This is a genomic window from Moorena sp. SIO1G6 (genome assembly GCF_010672795.1).
GTDB classification, from domain to species: Bacteria; Cyanobacteriota; Cyanobacteriia; order Cyanobacteriales; family Coleofasciculaceae; genus Moorena; species Moorena producens.
Genome location: NZ_JAAHFZ010000010.1, coordinates 290,465 through 311,379, shown reverse-complemented (window position 1 = coordinate 311,379; position 20,915 = coordinate 290,465). Strand labels below are relative to the sequence as shown.

Here is a 20,915-nt window from a genome sequence, read left to right as displayed (position 1 = left end):
ATAAATGTTGGGGATTAGTTGAAAATTTGATGCATTTAAGTCGTCATAAGCTCGATCATTATTTACGAGGTATGAGAGCTATGAAGCTTATACAGTCTACTTTTTAGCTCTCATGTCGCCCCCCCAGACAACCCAGTCAACCTGAAGAGATATTATCTATAGCGTTTTTAAACGATATGTGAAATTACGATTGATGGATAAAGGTAACTTCGGATCAGTAGGAAAGAAATACAAGTATTTTTTGATGTTATGAGCAATCAAAATTTGGTTTCATGTTCTATTTGGAAATGCTATGTAGCATTTTGATTTTAGATGTAAACATAGCGGTGCGACCCAAGGGGGATGGGAGCAGGTCAAATTTGCCGAACAAATGAACTACTTGACAAAACACCAAAAATTCTGTTATTGAGCCGGTCTTAGTTGCAGAACAGATCAACTATGTACCATTAGAGCTTGGCTTTTACCCGGGGGCTATAGTAATGGTAAAAATATTCGGCATTTCTGACATGCTCCCCCTATTACCTATTACCCATTACCTATTACCCATTACCTATTACCCATTACCCAGATAAGCGTACAAATGTTAGGCATTTGTGACATGCTCCCAAGGGGGATTTACTCGCCCTAGGAGGCGCGCAGGGTGGATTAATCTAAAAAAGCTATAGCGCTATTCCCTATTCCACCTGAACCAGCGCTATAGCTTTTTTAACCAGTTAACTGGCATAAGGTTGCGCATTTTTATCGTTTCTATTCCACAGCGGTAACTAGCAACTTACGTTAAATTTGTAAAATTTTGTATCAAAATTCAACATTCTGGATAAAATCCAAAATAACAGTGGTATAATATCTTGAAATTTCAGTCACATCCAAAAAACTTGTTCAAATTTGCCCCATATCGAATATGGATTGGTAAAGATGACCTATAAAGGTAGCTTAGAGATTCTCAAAGAGACTAGTCGGACTTTTTATATTCCAATTAGTACTCTCCCCAAAGACCTTCAAGAAGCTGTCGCTTCTGCCTACTTATGCATGCGTGCAATTGATGAAATTGAAGATCATCCTCAACTTGGTAAGTCTACCAAAGCAGCGCTGTTAAGAACAATTAGCTTAAACCTACAAACAATGGGCGACAGCTATACTGCTAGTTCTACTACTGATGAACTTCTTGCAGTTTTAAGTAAATACGAAACACTTCCAGAGGTAACAACTCGTATTGGTGAATGGGCAATTCTAGCACCAGAAACCATTGCACCTCGAATTTGGGAAGCAACTTCAGCAATGGCAGATAGAATGGCTTACTGGGTTGAGTGCGGTTGGAAGATTCGTACAGAGGGTGATTTGAATGGCTATACTTTCAGCGTTGCTGGTTCTGTAGGATTATTACTTTCTGATTTGTGGGCTTGGTATGATGGAACCCAAACAAATCGTCACCAGGCAATTGGTTTTGGTCGAGGCTTACAGGCAGTTAACATTCTACGTAATCGAACTGATGATTTGACACGTCACGTGGATTTCTTTCCTCAGGGATGGAGTTCAGAAACTATGCAAAGGTATGCCCGTATAAATCTTTCTTTAGCTGATGCCTATACTAACGATCTTCCCAAAGGTCCAGCTAGAAATTTTTGTCAAATTCCTCTTGCTTTGGCTCATGCAACACTTGATGTTTTAGCTCTCGGACAAGCTAAACTGAGTCGTGAGGCAGTGATTGGTATTGTTGATAAGTTGAGTGCGAGGTAGTGCTAAATCGTAATGTTCAGGACGAAAGCATTGCATTGTTGTGATGCACAAAATACCAAACTTCTTCAATAGACATCTGGAGGAAAGTGCTAAAACACTATTGAAAATTGCTTTGAGCAAGAATAAGCCAATCGGTGAAAAGTCGATCGTATCTAAGGAAAGATATGGTGTTGAGTTATTTACTGTTGATAAACCTCCAAAATTACAGCTTTGTATCTATTAATTTAAGAAAGGTTGACTTTATTAAATTACTCTAAAGAGTTTGACTCTAGTAATTAGATGTTCAACACTAATTTGTTGAGTTGGTAACCGTCAATTACCCATGACCAATTACCGATTACCTGAGAAGGTAATGATAATTAGTCAACTGTATTTGGGATGATATTTCTTTACTTTCAGCGACTTTGCAATAAAACTTATTATAAGTTAACTATAAGTATCACCAGAGTAGACAAATCTTTACCATAAGAACTACCCAGAATTTGTTATCCGGAATACACTTAACTCAGATTGAAGTATAAATCTAGAGGCTTTAAAAAGCCTGAGTCGATAGTAAAGAGGTAAGACCTATGGATAGCGAACTGAGCCAAGTTCTATTACTGGTGTTGATTTTTTCTATTTCCTGTATGATTTTGTCTCCGGTGTTATGGTGGATTCTGCCAGACAGAAGCATCAATAACGCCTAACCAGACTTTGCCAAAACCAAGCCAGTAAGCAGGTTTAGATGACATCAGTCTCAATAGCATGTATTATGAACCCACCCCTGCTTGGTGGGTTCACTAGAAAAAAAACTGGTCTGATACCTCACCCCTTGTAGGCAATTTGTGAGTCAATTTTTATACAAAATATTTTTTGCATCTCCTGCCCTTGGGTCAAACTTTTTGTAAAATTTCGTTAAGACCCGCAACGAATCTTTCAATACCCTCTGCTACAGTTTCTTTTTGCAAAGCACCATAAGCAAGCCTGAGGTAACACCCGTCCTCAATACCAAAGGCGCTACCTGGCATCACAGCTGCCCGATGTTCCCGAATCAGTCTCTCTACCAACTCAAAAGCATCCAACTGAGTATCCACTTTTAGGAAAACATAGAACGCTCCATCCGCAGAACCAATGGTACACAAACCCTCTAGACGTTTCAGGGAGTTCAATACCACCTGTCGTACAGACGCGATCGCATTAATATGAGGTTGACAGTAATCTTTTCGAGTATTCAATGCCCCTAAAGCCGCATACTGAGAAATGACTGGGGGACAAATTAGGATTGTATCCTGAACCTTTTGAATTGCTTCAAACAAGTGTTCTGGAATAATCATGTAGCCAATCCGCCAACTGGCAAAACCGTAGGCTTTGGAGAGGCTGTAGAGAGAAATAGTGTGTTGACTACTTTCGGGAAAGGCACCAGGGGAAAAGTGTTTCACCCCGTTGTAAGTAAAGTACTCATAAGCTTCATCACTGATGTGGTAAATTCCGTGATCCCCACAGAGTTGATTTACCTGACGCAATGCCTCTTCGGAATATACCGCCCCAGTAGGATTATTAGGTGATATGGTAACTACTGCCTTGGTTCTGTCGGTAATAGCCTGTGCGATCGCGGACGGACGTAGCTGGTAATTTTCATCGGTTGCCACCAGCACTGGATGACAGCTAGCCATCTGAATCGCCATTTCGTGGTTGAAATAGTAAGGCGTTTGAAGAATAATCTCGTCCCCAGGAGTGGTAATTGCTAGAATCGCGTTCATGAACGCCATGTTGCTTCCTGCGGTGACAACGATGCGGTTGGCGGAGTTGATCTCAATGTCGTTATCACTTTGCAGTTTTGCCTCAATTGCCTCTCGCAAGGCCGCAATTCCATGTACGGGTTTGTACTTATGATTGTCTGGTAAGCTGTAGAATTCACGCAACATTGCCATTGCCTCTGGGGGGGGATCATAATAGACCACCCCCTGTCCTAAGGATATGGTCTCAGGATATTTACGGATCAGTTCCGCAACCATCGGAATGACTGGCAACTGCACCGCCTGCATGCGGGAGCTTAGGTTTTTCATAGTTTCTTTTTGTTTTTGAGTGAACGCACCCGTGGTTTATACTAGCTAATCTCAGCAGTTAATCGAGATAAAAACAACTGAATTTTTTGATTGGTTTAGTTCAGTATTGTATTGCTATCCTTAAAGGCAGGGTAAACGCATCTAACTTAAGCAAGTTTTATAAAATATATATTTTTGAATTTTAACTATTACAGGATATTCCCAAAGATAGTCCTGATTATGACTTAATTTGATTGGTATTGCATTCAGGGTAAGCGCAAGAATCAATAAACCGTGGCTTACCCTCGAAAAAGACCGCGTCATTCTCAACAACTTAACTCTATTGCGAGTACAGTTCTACGAGATTATAGGGGTTTCGAGCCACGATCAACCGATATCCAGCCAATGCACATTATGGGCAATTTTTTCTTGCGCTTACCCTGGTATTGCATTGAGCAGACTATTCGATTATAAATCGAATAGTTGAAATTTTTAAATAAGTAAAATCAATTTACTAGAATTATTGGGTGTTAGCATACAGTTAACTATACACATTGACATTAATTATATATATTTTTAGTTTTAGTTATTATATTTGATTATCATAACTATATTAGTTTAATATCAATTCATATTATATTGCTGAATTAAACCAATTTTTTACTTCTTAATAAAGAAGTTTTTGATTAGCTTTTACAACCAAAATATAATCAGCGTGTTGATGAAATAGCGAGTGGCTATTGCATCAACACGCCGTTTTTCATTTGTCAGACACGCCAACGAGTTCTTAAAAATTAGTCATGAATTCATTATTTTATATTTGTTGATCAACTTAACCTGGTTATTATATCACACTCTTGCTTATTTGTCAATCTAAGTGAGATGCGTTTGCCCTGTCTTTAAAGCCTGTGTTTATAGCAATTCTTATTTAGATGAGGTACAGATTCCTGAGTTTTAGGGGGCAGCAACTTGTTAGCAACTAGCAGGTAAGAGGGAAAAGGTAAAAAATTATGTGTACCTCATAGCTATGATAAACCCTATTATTTGTTAATAAAACTTATTTTAATAAAATAAGTTTCGTTATTTTTAATTCAAAATTAAAAATAAAATTAACAAAATTTAAAAAAATATATAACCAAATCCATTAAATTAAAAAGTAGAATAAGCTTTGTAAATTGATGGGATACATTGGGAATTATCCATAGATACCCATGACTACAACTAATAGTTTTCTTAACCTTAAGTGGGAACGAAAATTTGAGGATAATGCTATGAGCGATCCTGATAGAGAAATGGAGATGCGATCGCCACAACTACTTCAACAGCAAGTCCAGGAGCAAGTTGACCAGGCGAAGACCGAGGCCCGTAAAGAAGAAGTTATCGACATTTACGAAGATTTGCTCACCACGATCTGGAGCCGGATTATGCCGACCTTAGGTAGAGTGACAGTAGTGTCGATTATGGAAAGAGCTCTAGCTTTGACAACGGAAAAATATCCCCTGATTGGCTATTTAGAATCGAGTGCCGAGGGAATTTCGTTTGAGGTGTTTCGCCAAAAGGTTTCACCAGAACAACGGTTACTAATTCCTGAGGCCCTCAAAGAGTTAGTCACAACGTTAATCGATATTCTAGCCATCTTGACGGGCGACATTCTAGTCAGACAATTACTCAAGGAAATTGAAGGGAAAAAACTTATATGATCAGGCCTCGGACAAAGCCCTTAGGTAAACTGCCTACTAGTATTCCTGGTCTAGACTCGATTCTGGCTGGTGGTATTCCGGAATTGTCCATTAACATCATCACTGGGCCACCCGGATCTGGTAAGACAATCTTTACCCAGCAAATACTATACACCAATGCTAGTACACAGCACAAAGCCCTTTATCTCGTTACCCTATCGGAACCTTCAGTAAAATTACTGCACTACCTACAAAAGTTTGATTTTTTTGACCCCAGTAAGGTAGGTACTGCGGTAATTTATCTCGACATCGGCGAGATTATCCGAGAGCAGGGTCTAACAGAAGCGATCGCTGCCATTATTAATTACGTAAAGGAGTACCGACCTGGGCTGATCGGCATTGATAGCTTTAAAGCTATTCATGATTTGGCAACGGATCCCGTAGAAGTACGTAAGTTTGGCTACGACCTCTCAGTGCGTCTGACTACTTGGGGAGTAACAGCTTTTTTAGTAGGGGAATACACTGACGAAGAAATTAAACATCAACCCATCTTTGCCATCGCCGATGGGATTATTCGTCTGCAAAATCAGCCTCTGGGGTTACACTACCAGCGTTATTTAGATGTGCTCAAACTCAGAGGGGAAAATTATTTTACCGGCTTGCATCCCTTTGAAATCAGTCAGACTGGCATAGAAGTCTATCCCCGGATTAAGATGCTGAAAAACTTATCATCGAAGCAGAAGACCAGCCAACAAAAACTTTCCACTGGCATCCCTGAACTGGATAGGATGTTAGATGGGGGATTGCAGCATAGCACGGCAACTATGGTTGCTGGAGGCGCAGGCACTGGTAAAACCTTGATGGGACTTCACTTCATTGTGGCTGGAATTCTCCAAGGGGAGCCTGGAGTAATTGTTACCTTTCAAGAAAATCCCCAACAGCTCAAAGCCATTGCCCTGTCCTTAGGTTGGGATTTAGAGGCCATGGAAAAGCAGCGAATGCTAGTGCATCTGTATGATTCTCCCGTAGAACTACAGCCGGATATCCATGCTGCTAAAGTTAAAGCTGTTGTAGAAAGGGTTAAGGCTCGCCGGATTATGCTTGATTCTCTCAAGGATATTGAGATTGCCACCCCAAATAAGGTTCGCTACAAAGACTATATTTACTCCTTAGTGAACCAGTTTAAACTTCAAGGTGTGACCACCATAGTAACCAACGAAATTGGGGAGCTATTCGGACCGTTTCAGTTGAGTGAACATGGCGTATCCTTTGTGGTGGATAATGTTATCCTCTTGCGCTATGTAGAACTATCCGGTCGCATTGGACGAGCCATAAACATTATGAAGGTCAGGGGAGCGCCCCACAGCAAAGAAATCCGGTTTTTTGAAATTACCTCAGATGGAATTCGCATCGACGAGGTGATTCAAGCTCAAACTGGTGTGCTGACTGGAATGCCTGTCTTTAATAATACTTACTCGAATGACAATGGCTTTAAGGAGTTGCTTAACCAGAGTCGTAATATCATGAAAATCTTGCAGGGGGTGGAGGAGATGGACATCAATGAATTAGCCAATCGCACTGGATTCAGCCCTCAAGACTTGCTCCATGAGTTAGAGAATCTCAAGCAGCAGGGTATGGTAATTACCTGGGAACATCAGAATACAACCTATTACAAAGCTACGATTTGATTGATTATTTGGATTGATTATTAGTTAAATTACCACTAATGACTAATCACTAATGGCTAATGACTAAGCCCACAATCAAATTAATGTCCACAGGAGTGCCAAATCTGGATGCCGTTTTGGGCGGTGGCTTTCCCATCTACTCATTGAATATCTTGGCAGGGGCTCCTGGCACTGGCAAAACCATTTTGGTGCAGCAGATTCTGTTTAACACTATCAAGAACCAACCCCATAAGAGAGCTCTTTATCTCAGTACCCTTTCCGAGCCAACCCTCAAGGTGGTGCGTTATATGCAGCACTTCCAATTCTTCGATGCTCAAGTATTTGGTGAGCAGGTGATCTATAGTGATCTCGGTTCATTCTTAATTGAACAACCGATGCCTAGGTTGGCGGATCATATAGTGGGTTTGGTCAATCAACATCAAGCAGAAGTTATAGTTATTGACTCTTTTAAGGCCATTGCTGACCTGACCGAAAAAAGTGGTGAATTCCGCCGTTTTTGCTACGAACTATCGGTTCGCCTCGCCAGTGCTCGTTGCACTACTTTTTTAGTGAGTGAATCCGATCGCTCCCAGATTAGCAACAGTGCAGAATTTGCTTTGGCTGATGGCATTATTTACCTTTCGACCCATGAGGAGGCAGGGGAGCAACGCCGTTGGTTACAGGTTCATAAATTACGGGGTCTGGCACCCTATATGGAACCATTTCCGTTTGTGATCACTAATGTGGGGGTGCGGATTCTCAGCCCTACCCTAACCCTCAGGCAAAAGTCGGTGAGTTGGTCAGTGCCAGCAGGGCTTATGGTGATGGGAATTCCGGGTTTGGATAAACTGTTGCGGGGAGGTATCCCCTACGGTCGTTCAATCATCCTCTCGGGAGTTGCTGGCACTGGTAAAACTACCTTTGGCCTACAGTTTCTCATGGCTGGAGTTGACCGAGGGGAAAAAGGTTTGCTCTTTTCTTTTGAGGAAACCCCCTCTCATCTGTCCCAGATGGCAGCCGGTTTTGGTTGGGACTTAGAACTTCTGATTCAACAGGAAATGCTGCGCATTGTCTTTGTTACCCAAACTAACATCCGGGTTGAAGAACACCTAGATCAAATTGCTCAGGAAATCGCCTCCTTCCAGCCTCAACGTTTTGTGGTGGATTCAATATCAGTCTTGCTCTACAAAGTCAATAACCGAGCCATCCAGCGAGAAAAGACCTTCCAATTGGCAACCCTGATGCAACAAATCGGTGGAGTGGGTATCTTGATCTCAGGTATCCCTGCTCATGAAACTGGACACCTATCCAGCTTTGGTGTGGAAGAAACCATTGTCGATGGCATGATTGTGCTATCAAAAGAACTGGTTGGTCGTAGACGCGATCGCTATCTAGAAGTGTTTAAAATGCGAGCATCTGACCATGTCTGTGGTTCTCACCCCATGGCAATCACAGAAAACGGTATTGAGATATTTTACAGTCCCAGCCAAATATCCCCCCCCTCAACCACCGAATCATTAAAATTTCTTGGGGATACGACCTATTTAGTGTTTGGGTCACTGCAACAATTGCTCCCAGGCAAAATCCCCTATAACACCGCTTGCTTGGTGGAGGGCGCTCCCGGACTGGGTAAGAGTACCCTAGCCTATCAGTTTTTGCTCTCAGGCTTGCATCGCCAAGAATCAGTGCTATATATTAGTGCCGATATTCCTAGGCAGCAAGTTTATCAAACCCTCCCAAGTTGGGGATTACTCCCTGACCCCTACCTGGAAGCAGGGCAGTTGGTGATCCTCGATACCTTTAGTCCCATGGTAGAGACATTGCCAGCAAATTCTGTACACCTGAATCTCAATGACCCGGAGATGCTTTTGCTCAGGATTGCGCAACAGCTCGAGCAAATGCCTAAACCCTGTCGAGTAATCTTTGACTCCCTCACGCCTCTACTAATCAGCTGTACCCCTAGAGAATTTATTAAGCTGGTCTACCGCAAAAATCGCCAACTCCGTCAGCCTGATGTGGCAGTGTTAGATATTTTTGCTCAGGACGGAATCGAAAAAAGCGATCGCTACAATTTACTGAACCTTTATGATCTGGTAATAGACCTTTATTCACCTGACTGGGATGAAATGAATAACGGAGCAGACATTGGCTACAAAAATTGGCTGCGAATTAGTAAAATTCGTGGCGCTAAGGCAGATCAGCGTCCCTACCCTTACAGTATCTCCCCCACTAACGGGATTGTGATTGAGAGCACCCCATCTTAATCAACGATTCTCGATCACGATTCATTTCCCAAACAGTAGAAAATCTCTCGACGCTTCCATAACATCTAGCGAAATCAGCGTGTCGGAACAAACTTTTGCTATCGACCACTCCAGAAAGACGCGCGCAAAATACCAAAATTTATGAACTGATCAACTATTCTCAGCCGTTAGTCTTATATTTATGAGTTTGTTTGAGAAATACGGTCTAGATTCTGATGCTAAATAGCCTTTACACTATCATTGCCCCTTAATATAAAAACATTTATGTTTAAAAATTATGACAGGCAACCAACCGGTGTGGCAAACAATCTTTGACCAAATCAAGGCAACTATTGACCCACCAATTTGTGGTATGCTTCTTCTAGAAGAGCAAAAGACTCGGTTGCTTATTGTGCTAGGTCAGCAGTCAACTACTACTGCGGCTGAGCAATTGCTAGCTTTGGCACTGATTACCTTGGCTAGCTTAACTGACCTAGACCTCCAACCAGACCAAATTCAGATGGAGTTAGTGGCATCACAGGAAACTGATGCCCCAAAAACCGTGGCTTATTTAGCCCAAAATGACCTGAAGCGACTGTTTGTTACTCTAAGTTTTCTAGCATTTTGTTCGGAAACGCGATCGCTAAATGTTGCTGCCTTAGGGCAAGCACTACGAGAGAGCACCCTGATGCAAAACGCGATGGCTGGATTGGCGGGCTGGAATCTAATCAATCGTCAGGGGGTGATGATTTATCGCTACCCAGAAGCCCCGGAATTAGATTTAATTGATAAATACTATTCCGATCGCCGCTATTTTCAACAAGCTATCAAGGGACGCACCTATATATCAACAGTTTTTCGGGCGAAGAGTAACCTGTGGGTTGCCGTGGTTTCTTTACCAGTGATTGGAAATGATGGGCAGGTAGTGGGGATAGTATCTGGGGGTTTGGATTTGGCAGGAGTGCGGTCATTTCTGAGCGTGCCAGTGATTGATGACCGTAAAATCAAGGGTCTAATTACCATTGCTAGTTCAGAAGCAGACGCTTTTGGTGAGGAACAATTGAAGGTTATCAGCTCACTGGGCTCTTGATAGTGATCAGTCAAAACTTTCCCTTGTTGGTTAATCACTACCGGATAGCTCGACAATATCTGCCGTTGTGAGGCTGGTGTCTGTAGCAGAGCTGACTTGATGATCAGGGCAAACTGCCGTTGACCTGATCGGATGCGAGTAGATCTGCCAAGGATTTTCCTTGACTATCAAGACTTTCAGGGTTTGAAGTCTGTGACTAGATGTGTTATGCAGAAGATTTGCAAACCTTTCTAGCCCATCTGGAAAACCAAGTGGCTCTCGCTGATGGGGTCTGGTTTGGTGCAGGTACTTTGCGTGCCTATGGTGTCAAGTTAATTTAACTTAAACTAAGAGACGGGATATCTGGTCATATCTCGTCTGATAACTCCCTCGAATCATCAAAGAAAAGTTGAAGTTAAATACTTGAAGTAAACGGTAAAAACGTTAAGGCTCAAGCTAACAAACATTTCAGTTTCTGAGGAATTGATCGAAGGAATTGTTTCAAACTTGGCCTTGGCCTATTGGCCACGCTACGCGAATGGCCACGCTACGCGAACAGACTTAAGACTTTACCAATCTCAAGTTCCCCTAATCCTAGATTACCCCAATGGTTCAACAACCTAAGCTTGACTATTCCGTTATCTGGGTCAACCGCATGGCAGATATTCCCCAATCCGCTTGGGATGACCTTGCCCAACCCCTTTTGACTCCTTTTCTGGAGTGGGAGTGGTTGAATACTATTGAAACATCTGGCAGTGCTACTGCTAAAACCGGTTGGTTGCCCAATCACTTAACGGTGTGGCGAGATAGACAGCTGATTGCTGCTGCACCTATGTATGTCAAAGGTCACAGTTACGGAGAGTTTGTCTTTGACCAACAGTGGGCTGATTTGTCCTACCGCTTGGGCATTTCCTACTATCCGAAGTTGTTGGGTATGACACCATTTACCCCAGCGGTAGGCTATCGGTTTTTGATGGCACCGGGAGAAGATGAAGATCAGTTGACACAAATCATGGTAAGTGCTATTGATAATTTTTGCGATCGCAATCATCTGTCTGGTTGTCACTTCCTCTTTGTTGACCCGGATTGGCGACCAGTAATTGAACGCAATGGTTTTAAGGGCTGGCTACATCACAGCTATATTTGGCAAAACCAAGGCTTTAGTAGTTTTGAGGATTACCTAAAGGTCTTTAATGCCAATCAACGCCGCAATATTAAACGAGAACGTAAGGCTGTAGCCAAAGCAGGTCTGACCCTGAAAATCTTAACGGGGGATGACATTCAAAAATCCTTGTTTCCCTTAATCTACAGCTTCTACAGCAGCACCTGCGATAAATTTATGTGGGGTAGCAAATATCTCACGCGCCAGTTTTTTAAACAGTTGTATCCTAACTACCGTCAGCGAGTGGTACTAATTGCTGCTTATCGGGAGGAGGATGACCAAAAACCAGTAGGAATGTCCTTTTGTATAAATAAGGGCAATCATTTGTATGGTCGTTATTGGGGCTGTTTTCAAGAATTTGACTGCCTACATTTTGAAGCCTGTTACTATGCACCGATTGAGTGGGCAATCGGCCAGGGCATCACCATGTTTGACCCTGGTGCTGGTGGGCGTCACAAGAAGCGTCGTGGTTTCCCAGCAACGGCTAACTATAGTGTTCATCGATTCTACGATAAACGCTTTGACCGGATTTTTCAAAACTATATCGATGAGGTTAACCTAATGGAATTTGAGGAAATTGAGGCTATTAATCAAGATTTGCCCTTTACCAAGCGCGAGATTGAGTTTCAGATTCCGGATTGATTAGCAGTTGAGGAGTATTTTGAATAAACGTGCCTTTTGCACAAAGCACAGATTGGCCTTGGCCTATTGGCCACGCTACGCGAATGGCCACGCTAGGCGATCAGATTTCCCCGATCTGACTTGAGATCAGCTCTTTACATAAGGTCATTAGGTGTGCTATTATAACCAGTTCCTAGCATACAAATTAGGTATTGCTCAGCCCAACTACAACAATAATGAGTAATTTTCGCCAATGCTCACCCTATGACCTGCTAGCCCTGGCTGTCGATGAAGCGTCGGAGGGAAGACACGCAGCTGCATTACTTTATATGACCATGGCTGTAGAGCGTTCTAAGCTTCCAGAATACGCTAGTGACGCTCAAACCTTTATTCGGTTGCACAAAGCCACAGGGACTTTAGTACAAAGCTGCCTATCCAGCCCTGAGGAAGAAAATCCAGCTAGGCTTTACTTTATATTAGACAAGGGACGCAATGCGATTCGGATCGGTTACACTACCAACCCCAATGGTAAGATTAGAGGGCTTGAAACTAAGAGTGTAAAGACTTTAGAACTAATAAAAATTATCCCAGGAAGTGCTAAGATGGAAACCGATTTTCACAGGAAGTTCCAACATCTTAGGATTTCTGGGGAATGGTTTGATGCGACTCCAGAAGTGATGAGATATATCTCATCTCTTTGATTTTGTAATTGGTAATTGGTAGTAAGCTTATGTGCTACGCACACGCTACGCTATCAGCTGATAGCTGATAGCTGATAGCTGATTATTTAGGAAAAACCTTGGTAGAAAAAGTAGGTAACCATCGGCACAACTGTAGCAACAATCAATATCACCACAACCCAAAGGGTAGCATTGCTGTTTTTAGTTTCTTCTGCACTCTTAAAGTTGCCAGCAATGTTAATGTCTTCTTCTACTACAGGAGGACCAGGATCCGGTTCACCAGATAAGACAGCTACTATGCGATCGCTTACATCTAAGAAACCCTGATTATACTTGTTGCCATCCCGCAGCGGTACCTGTAGGGTTTCAGAAGCCACACTTTCAGCAATGTCATCGGACATAATTTCCTTAACGGCATTGCCAGTAACGATAGCACTGTTATTGGTCACAGTATTCAGCACTATCAAGGTTTGATTAGCTTGCTCCTCTGGAGTAGTATACCATTTTTCAAACAACCCTTGGGCAAAGGTTGCTGCTGTTTCACCATAATCTAGGCCATGGACAGTGACAAGTCTAACTTGATTGCCCGTTGCTTTCGCTAAATCCTCTAAGGATTGAGTCAACTTGCCTTCTGTAAAGCGAGAGAGAACTTCTGACTTGTCAATTACCCAAGTCGGTTCTCCAGCGCTAATGTTAGGCATTTGATAGAGATTGATGGCATTGGCTGGTGCTGCAATTATTCCGCTTGCTAACAGGATAGCTAAAACAGGGATAATTAGGGATTTTATGTATTTGTGTTGGTTTTGTAGTTGGTTGAGGAGCTGTTTCATAACAAAGCTGACAAAAAAGACGTTGACTCTCTCAAAATAGGCTTGTCCCTAAAATACTATGAAACTGGCCATCAACCTAATCTTATTTATCGGCAAGATAATGGTAATTAGTGAAACTGCTAACATGTCACCAGTCAGGTCTAGGAAATTTAACTATTATATAGTGGCTTTAGCCACCGCGAAAAAATATTTCTGGAATTCCGGTATCGTCGTCGCAATTCATGTATAATTAAGTATAGAGTACAGGCTGAAAAACCGTGATAGACAGCTGGAAGGAAACCATGTCTGACCGCCTATAAAGTAGTAATGCTCAGAGGGTAGGGAAAGTCCTCTTTAAAAACCCAATCGTCAACCAACAATTGGCGTGTGAACCTAGAAAAAACACTTTTGAAAAAACACGGTGCGCGCCTCCTAGGGCAAGTAAATCTCCCTTGGGTCGTACCTCAATGTACGGTGGGGCACACCGGAACATGGTAAAAGGGAGGAAAACAGTTTTTAAGGCACTCTCAAGTAAGTACCCAAACGCCTAAGGAGAACTGCCCTCTAGGTCTGTCGTGAATTGACTGGGAATTTGGTAGGTTACTACGGATTCTTGGTTAAGTACTGCCTCTTCCCGAGGACACGTCGGTTTACGGTGGTTCGTCGATCTAGGAATCCCCGCGTCTAATGACCAGGGAGTGTCAAGATAGCGATAACTTTCAACCTCGAAAAGGGGTCGATATTGGTAGACTTTGGTAGCTAAAAAGTATCGGTATCAACTCTCTTTCGGTACCACCTGAGCCATATATTTACCCCACAACTGGGCAGCTTGGCTACTACTGCCACTAGTAGGAGAATTATTATCATTGCCGAACCAAATCCCTGTAACGATCTGATGCTTGGGAATAAAACCGATAAACCACAAGTCTACATTTTTATCAGTAGTACCGGTTTTTCCCCCTTCTCCTTGACCAATCCGGGCACTGCGACCGGTGCCACTGGTTACTACACCCTGAAGCATTTCTGTCATGGTGTTGGCTACGGCTGGTGAAACCGCTTGCTTGCTGATATTTGGCTGATCAGCGAAGTTGTAGATTACTCGACAGGTTTGGTAGTCTTGGTTATCGGTGCAATCACTACTGTCGAGAATTCTGACAATACCATGGGGACGATACCACATCCCTTGATTTGCGATCGCACCATAGGCTCCAGTCATTTCCAATAGACTAACTTCACTTTGACCTAAGGCTAAACCAAACACAGGATCCAGTTTTGAGCTAATACCCAACCGTTGCGCCATCCGTACTACTCTATCTAAACCAGCATCTTGAGCTACCCTGATCGCTACCGCATTTTCCGATTGAGCCAAACCAGCATACATATCAATTTCAGTAGCATCTCCAGACCGCTCACAACGTCTAATCCGTTTAATCCCAGAGCAGGAGTAGGTTTCGGTTGGTGAAATCCCTTTTTCTAAGGCAGCAGCATAGGCAAAGAGTTTAAAGGTTGAGCCTGGTTGACGCTTGGCTTGGATAACGCGATTAAACTGGCTTTTTTGGTAATCGGCTCCTCCAACCATGGCTAGAATCTCGCCATTACTGGTATTCAGGCTTGCGATCGCTCCCTGGGAAAATCCTAAGCGGCTACCAGTGTTCTTGACATAGTCCCGTAGAGCAGCTTCAGCTTTGGCCTGAGACTCAGTATCTACAGTAGTTTCTACAATAAAATTACCTTCCTTAGCCAACTCTTTGCCCAGTAACCTCCTCAATTGCTGGAAAACGTAGTTATAGAAATAGGGTGCCTTGGTGCTAGAAAGCATTTCTCGGGCTTTGGGGCTAACTTCAATCCGCGATCGCCTAGCTCGATTGGCTTCCTCTCGACCAATCATTCCCAAAGCGTGCATGCGGTCAATCACCCGATTCCGTAATTGTAATGAGGTATCATAATTTTGGATTGGGTTATAGCTATTGGGTGCTGGCAAACTTGCTACCAAAGTAGCGGCTTCTTGGATATTCACATTAGCTGCTGATTTGTCGAAGTAAAACTGAGCAGCATCTTCAAAACCAAATGCTTCTATACCTAAGTAAACTCGGTTTAAGTAAGCCTTTAAGATCGCGTCCTTACTGTAAACTGTCTCTAACTTTAGGGCAATAATTGCTTCCCGCACTTTCCGGTCTGCGGTATTGGCTCGACCGACATACTCGGGAAATAGGCTTCTTGCTACCTGCTGAGTGATCGTACTAGCACCTTCGCGAATACCTCCCCCTTGAAGATTCCGCACTACAGCTCGCATAATCCCATAGGGGTCTACTCCGAAGTGCCAGTAAAAGCGGCTGTCTTCTGAAGCAATCACTGCTTTCGGCAAATATGGGGAAAAATCCGATAACCTCCTAAGTTCTCGGTGAGCATCGGTCCGGGGTTGCCGTAGGGGAATTTGGTCACGAGAGTAAACAATCACAGGGCCTGTGACTCCCTCGGGCAATGGTCTGACTGATGGTGCTTTCAGGGTTTCAAATCCAATCAGTAATACCACTAAGGCAATTATCCCACCGATGCCATAGAGAAAGTAACGAATTCCTTGGATATACCAGGGGGGAGGATAGACGTACTGTAGCTGAACTGATGCAGCGAGTTCTGGTGGGCCGATGGTCAGGGTGTCTCCGTGATACAGAAGCAAGGAAGAAAGTCGGCGTCTGCCACGATAGATACCATTGGTAGAGTTTTGGTCTTTTATGATAAACCTACGGCCACGTCTACCATACCGTTCTAGGGAGAGATGAACTTGACTGACTACTGGGTTGCGAACGATTATGTCACAGGATTTGGAACTGCGCCCCAGTACGTAACGGTCCCCAACCAGGGGATAGACATCGGATTTGTTGGTATTAGCATCTTGCACCCAAAGTTCCGGCACTCTAGCATTAGGCTTTAGTGCTACTGCTTGAAGATTGACCTTCGCATGAATGGTCTGTACTACCTGAGTTAGCTGACTAAGTATGGTCTTTGGGGGTTTGGAGGGTGGTTGAGAACTCATGGTCAGCGATAAGCGATTGCTTGGGTGCTTATTGAACCATTCTAATCGCTCTAGCAATTAGCTCTTTTTCCCTGTTCCATTATCAATATTTTCAATATTTGTGGAATGGGCATCTTGGGTGGAACTGGCATCTTGCCAGTTTCAATATATTCTCCGGCGGGCAGGATGCCCAATATTCTCCGGCGGGCAGGATGCCCAATATTCTCCGGCGGGCAGGATGCCCACTCTACTGATTCAAAGATTCAGCAACGCTACCGACTCAACGACTAGCAGGAAAACTACCACCCACAAAGTGAATATCACTAAAGGTTTCAATCCACAAACGAGCACCACAATCCAGTGGATTATCTGGATTATAGACAATCTTACAAGGACCTAGGATTTCCACTTCGTTGCCGTAGATATTGCTACCACTGCGTTTTACTGAAATCACTGGCTTGCGGTCTTTGGGGCTTTTCTTGATATTCGAGCCAATGTGATTACGATTGACATTAATCTTTGCTAGAGCCGGTGGACGACTAGTGCGCCATTTCCCCTTTGGTCCACGAGTACCTTTAGTAATTTGTGGCAAATGGTTGAACAAGGGAATAATCCAGAATTTCCCAGTTTTATAAGCACCGCGCACCCGACCCTTCTCTAGGAGTTGGCGCAATCGTCGAGAAGAAATTCCTAATAGAGATGCTGCTTCAGTAGTTCCAACGCACTTGTTCATGACTGGAGTGTTTTTTAACTCTTCCTATAACACTAGTTTAATAGCAAAAATAAAAATTGGCAACTTGAGGGAGTAGGGATTAAAGTGTGGTAAGTGTGGAGAGGGTGGCTAGTAAGTCAAGTGCTGTGGTTTGCACTATTAGCGACTCCGTCAATATCGGAATAGTTAGGAAATCGAGAAGAAAGGGAGTAGGGATTAAAGTGTGGTAAGTGTGTAAAGGGTGGAGGTAAAGTGAAGTGGTGTGGTTTCCACTATTAGCGACTGCGTCAATATCGGAATAGTTAGAAAATGGGGAATCGGGAATGCGATCGCAAATAACCTAACTTTGGAGCGAGGGAACAGGGAATAGGGATGAAAGCAGCTAAAGTGTGGTAAGTGTGGAGAGGGTGGGGGTCAAGTTAAGTGGTGTGGTTTCGAGTATTAGCGACTGCGTCAATATCGGAATAGTTAGGAAATCGAGAATCGGGAATGCGATCGCAAATATCCTAACTTTGGAACAAGCGGAAGAGTCTAGCCTACAGTCAATCTTGTATGGGATCACATATAAATGCGCTCCCATTTTATTGTGTGACCTGCTCCTGACAATTGTTTGAATCCCTGAAGTAAAACTATTCCGGTAACTGTATTGATTAGTTGGAATTTTCTGTTCGCGAGCTGCTGCTGATATTGGAGATATCATGAATGCGTTCCATAGAGTGACCAAAGGTCAATCGCAGAAATGAGATTGGCAGGTTAGGGATTTTCACCGTCGGGGATGGATCGGATGAGGCGGGGTTCCGGATGGAGTGCGATCGCTTTAGCTTTTATAGCCAAAATCTAAAGCTATAGTGACAGTATATTTCCTAGTTTCTTTAATTGATTTTTTTAAAGATGCTTTGAGCTGCGTAAAACTTTCCGGTATTACTAAACTTGCTGCTACATTCAGGCTTGTTTCTACTTGACTAAACAAATTTATATTTTGTTTAAATTTTAAGTCTTTATTGAACTGGCGATTATTGATTATAAAGCTAATATCTGCGTCTTTTTCTAAAGAGTATTTCTTGACATATTCTTTAACAAGATCTAGATTAGGAGGTTCCTTTTTAAGCTCCATTTTAGCATGATTTTCTAATTCCTTTTTCTTGTCTCTAGAAATTTTTGCACTTAAATATAAATTATAAATAAGACCCAAAATCTTTGCTTTAACATTAGTCTCTTCTGCAAAATTCGTAACATCAGTAATCTTTAAATCAATACTTGTAGCACCTAAATAATTACAGATTGTTATATAGTGATACCACTTGGGAAGAACTACCTTATTTTCAACTTTATCTGCCAAAAAGTATTTCATCGGATCTTCAGAACTTTGAACAAGAATATTTCCATTATCAAGAATATTCTCATGATCTAGCTTTTTCAAAAAACTAATTGTTTCTGGATCTTGATAGTTTTCTATTAAGTTATCCATTAGCCAAGTTTGATCATTTGTTTGAATTGATTGGTAGAATTTATCATAGTTTTTATCATTCCTGATCTGTTCGATTTTATCGCCAGGTAAAACAATAATAACTCGCCGTTCGTTTGCGGAAGGAATTTTTTTTGGGTATGGTTCATATCCAACTGGCATTACCAATCTTCCTCGTTTAAAATAATCAATATACCATTGCTTATAGAAATAATACAACTTGGTAAAATGAGATTAGTTGTATTCAAAAATGAGCTGATTAACCAAGCAATAAATATTGGATTAAGTAAAAAAATAATAGATTGAATTATGGGAAATACAAATCTTTTCCATTTTGTTTGTAAGTATATACCAAGTAGTTGTTTTTTTATGGTGTTAAGCTGTAAATCATAAATTGTACGATCAAGGTTTTTTGAAAATTCTTCAACTCTATTAGAAATATAAAATAGCCAGTCTTGAACTGTATATCCATTTTTAAAAACAGGAATTTTTCCATAAATACCAATAATTGCAGGACGATTGGTAATATCAAATTCTTGAGTAACAGTTTCAATATAAAACTCAAAATTACTGTAAAAAAAATCAATCCTCTCTTTGTTAAATACTTTAAAGTTAGACAATTTTAATTTATCAATACGATTCATAACTAATTTACCTTCAGTATCAAATAGTTTAATTTCTCTTAAGTTTGTTACAAGTATACCAGGAGTATCTTTAACAAGTAAATCTGAAGTATCTTTTTGGTAGTTAGGTACAAAGTAGTAGAGTGATATCATATTGATTAACTGGTTTACATTAACTTCTGAAGTATATCTATGATTAATTGATTAGCCAATTTCCCTGAAACAAGACTACCCACAATCCAATCCGCGTTTTTGACAATTTGAGCATTATTGATAACTGTGTTTAGTCTATCTTTAAAATTTCTCAAATACGAATTGCTGAAGTCACTATCTGAGAAACTAGGTACTCCGCATTCTATTGGATTAACGTTCACCATATCTTTTCCTGGTAAAACACCAAAATAATTACCTACTATAATAAAATTATTTTTTTTTCCCCAATCATCAAAATGTTTAAAATCATGCTTAATAGCAGCTATATATCGTTGTTTTTTTGATTTATTAACAAAATTATCAAACTGATCAACCACCAAAATATATTCACTTCTGACAACATAAATAATATATTCTACTTTTTTAAAAACCTCTTTTTTAACATTATAGTTATTCCTGTCTCCAGCAATATCATCAATATAAGAAAAGGCAATTTTTTTGTTAGCTCTATTTTCTTTGATTACTACTCTTCGGTGTCGTTCACGTTTTGATGTAGGTTTGACATCTTTTACCAACTCACAATCTAGCATAAGTTTACGTAAAGTTGATTTACCACTATCATCAACACCAAGAATTCCAAGCTTTTTACCAAAAAACCAAGGTATAGTTCCATTGAAATAATTTAATTCTTCTGTATCCCATTCCCATTTCATAAGAGTAATTGAAGCTTCTTTAGTTTAATTTTATAACAATATTTTTTTATAAATGTTCATAACTGACATATCGCAATAAAATTTAATAAATTTTGTGAGCATGCCCGATGCCTGCTACTCAGTCATAGAGTAGAGGAGTTTTGCAATTATCCAATAGGAGCACTAGGGGAACGCTGGAACTGATGTGGGAATGCGATCACATGTAACCACTATAAGCACCTACACAAAATAAATTACCTACTCTGAATCTCTGTAACCCTTACATTGTAAGGCTTTGATTTTTGTAAAATGTGCAATTAATTTTGTGCACCTGCTTATAATAGTTTGAAACTAGTGGGGATGAGGGATTAAATGACAACTATATAGTTGGTTGCTTGAGATTTAGACTGATGTTATCTGTAGGAGCATAGGGGGTTGGTAGTGAGGGAAGAAATGGGCGGGGGAGAGTGAGGGTTTTTGCGATCGCAGCCGGTTTGTTTATATGCTTGAACCTAGGAATGTTACCAGGTAAAAATTCATATTCCTTATTACTGACATCAATGGCT

14 protein-coding genes are annotated in these 20,915 nt (G+C 41.5%); 7 read left to right on the top strand and 7 right to left on the bottom strand.

Translation table 11 applies throughout. The features are described from left to right. The first annotated feature begins 915 nt into the window (after window positions 1–915). Window positions 916–1,737, top strand: a complete 822-nt coding sequence (locus F6K63_RS12925; RefSeq protein ID WP_008187421.1) for a squalene/phytoene synthase family protein — start codon at window positions 916–918, stop codon at window positions 1,735–1,737. An 872-nt stretch (window positions 1,738–2,609) separates the two neighbouring features. Here the strand turns inward: F6K63_RS12925 and F6K63_RS12920 are convergent. Then, window positions 2,610–3,782 carry a pyridoxal phosphate-dependent aminotransferase gene (locus tag F6K63_RS12920; RefSeq protein WP_008187419.1) on the bottom strand — a complete coding sequence of 391 codons (1,173 nt, stop codon included), beginning with the start codon at window positions 3,780–3,782 and terminating at the stop codon, window positions 2,610–2,612. A gap of 1,190 nt (window positions 3,783–4,972) precedes the next feature. On the opposite strand from F6K63_RS12920, the gene F6K63_RS12915 reads away from it, so the two are divergent. The 6 genes from F6K63_RS12915 to F6K63_RS12890 all read left to right on the top strand — a co-directional run bounded on the left by F6K63_RS12915 (window position 4,973) and on the right by F6K63_RS12890 (window position 12,903). Continuing rightward, the gene (locus F6K63_RS12915; RefSeq protein ID WP_008187418.1) at window positions 4,973–5,461 is read left to right on the top strand and encodes a hypothetical protein; all 489 of its coding nucleotides are present in this window, start codon (window positions 4,973–4,975) and stop codon (window positions 5,459–5,461) included. Further along, window positions 5,458–7,128: an ATPase domain-containing protein gene (locus tag F6K63_RS12910; protein ID WP_008187417.1), complete on the top strand. Its 1,671-nt coding sequence runs from the start codon at window positions 5,458–5,460 to the stop codon at window positions 7,126–7,128. The genes F6K63_RS12915 and F6K63_RS12910 overlap by 4 nt, the downstream gene beginning before the upstream one ends. A 59-nt stretch (window positions 7,129–7,187) precedes the next feature. Then, complete coding sequence (locus F6K63_RS12905) at window positions 7,188–9,371, top strand: DUF7125 family protein (RefSeq protein WP_008187414.1); 2,184 nt, start codon at window positions 7,188–7,190, stop codon at window positions 9,369–9,371. A gap of 277 nt (window positions 9,372–9,648) precedes the next feature. Then, window positions 9,649–10,440, top strand: coding sequence for a GAF domain-containing protein (locus F6K63_RS12900; protein WP_287312307.1), 792 nt, complete (start codon window positions 9,649–9,651; stop codon window positions 10,438–10,440). A gap of 586 nt (window positions 10,441–11,026) precedes the next feature. Further along, the gene (locus F6K63_RS12895) at window positions 11,027–12,223 is read left to right on the top strand and encodes a GNAT family N-acetyltransferase (RefSeq protein ID WP_071103269.1); all 1,197 of its coding nucleotides are present in this window, start codon (window positions 11,027–11,029) and stop codon (window positions 12,221–12,223) included. Window positions 12,224–12,438: 215 nt separating this feature from the next. After that, the gene (locus tag F6K63_RS12890; RefSeq protein WP_071103268.1) at window positions 12,439–12,903 is read left to right on the top strand and encodes a GIY-YIG nuclease family protein; all 465 of its coding nucleotides are present in this window, start codon (window positions 12,439–12,441) and stop codon (window positions 12,901–12,903) included. A gap of 86 nt (window positions 12,904–12,989) precedes the next feature. Here the strand turns inward: F6K63_RS12890 and psb32 are convergent, their stop codons facing one another. From psb32 to F6K63_RS12860, 6 genes are all read right to left on the bottom strand, one after another. Beyond that, a complete protein-coding gene (gene psb32 / locus F6K63_RS12885; protein WP_071103267.1) occupies window positions 12,990–13,712 on the bottom strand; it encodes a photosystem II repair protein Psb32 in 723 nt (240 codons plus the stop codon). A 754-nt stretch (window positions 13,713–14,466) separates the two neighbouring features. Then, complete coding sequence (locus F6K63_RS12880) at window positions 14,467–16,725, bottom strand: PBP1A family penicillin-binding protein (RefSeq protein ID WP_287312306.1); 2,259 nt, start codon at window positions 16,723–16,725, stop codon at window positions 14,467–14,469. A gap of 259 nt (window positions 16,726–16,984) precedes the next feature. Further along, window positions 16,985–17,437, bottom strand: a complete 453-nt coding sequence (locus F6K63_RS12875; protein ID WP_271970043.1) for a MerR family transcriptional regulator — start codon at window positions 17,435–17,437, stop codon at window positions 16,985–16,987. 796 nt (window positions 17,438–18,233) lie between these two features. After that, the gene (locus F6K63_RS12870; protein WP_008187399.1) at window positions 18,234–19,043 is read right to left on the bottom strand and encodes a hypothetical protein; all 810 of its coding nucleotides are present in this window, start codon (window positions 19,041–19,043) and stop codon (window positions 18,234–18,236) included. Next, a complete protein-coding gene (locus F6K63_RS12865; protein WP_008187397.1) occupies window positions 19,043–19,657 on the bottom strand; it encodes a hypothetical protein in 615 nt (204 codons plus the stop codon). Before F6K63_RS12865 ends, F6K63_RS12870 begins: the two co-directional genes overlap by 1 nt. 14 nt (window positions 19,658–19,671) lie before the next feature. After that, window positions 19,672–20,370, bottom strand: coding sequence for a hypothetical protein (locus F6K63_RS12860; RefSeq protein WP_008187395.1), 699 nt, complete (start codon window positions 20,368–20,370; stop codon window positions 19,672–19,674). Window positions 20,371–20,915: the final 545 nt, after the last annotated feature.